Annotated in this window: 1 protein-coding gene; it reads right to left on the reverse strand. The window is 61.7% G+C overall.

The genetic code is table 11. The features are described 5' to 3' along the window. The coding region (locus tag NKH99_RS32695) for a transposase (RefSeq protein ID WP_352703607.1) at positions 1–485 on the reverse strand (485 nt) is incomplete at its 3' end. Positions 486–520: the final 35 nt, after the last annotated feature.

The following is a 520-nucleotide window of genomic DNA, read 5'->3' on the forward strand; positions in this document are numbered from 1 at the left end:
ATGAGATACGGATAGCTTTCCTCGAGCCGCTGCGTGAAGAACGCCTTGAGCGCCTCATCCAGCCGCATCGTCGCCTCGCTCACCGTCGAGGCCGAGAAAGAGTGGCCGCACAGTTCCTCCGTCACCGCCTTCACCTTGCGGGTCGAAACGCCCTGCACGTACATCTCGACCAGCGCCGACACCAATGCCTTCTCCGAACGCTGGTAGCGCTCAAACAACTCCGTCGAGAACCGGCCAGCCCGATCCTGCGGAACGCGAAGCTCCAGCACCCCGACCCGCGTCACCAGCTTGCGCTCGTAATAGCCGGACCGGTAACTCGTCCGCTCCGCCGTCCGCTCGCCTTTCTCGGCCCCGATCGCCTCCGTCATCTCGGCTTCAAGAACCTCCTGCACGACACTCTGCAATGCCTGGCGAAAGCCGTCCTCATCCGACAACAGCAACGCTTTCAACTCGCCTCTGCTCAGTCTAACGTCTCGATTGGTCATGGCACTTCCCCTTCCACGGGAATCGGTGATCGCAA

It is taken from the genome of Mesorhizobium sp. M0854, assembly GCF_040319815.1.
In the GTDB taxonomy this organism is placed as follows: Bacteria; Pseudomonadota; Alphaproteobacteria; order Rhizobiales; family Rhizobiaceae; genus Mesorhizobium.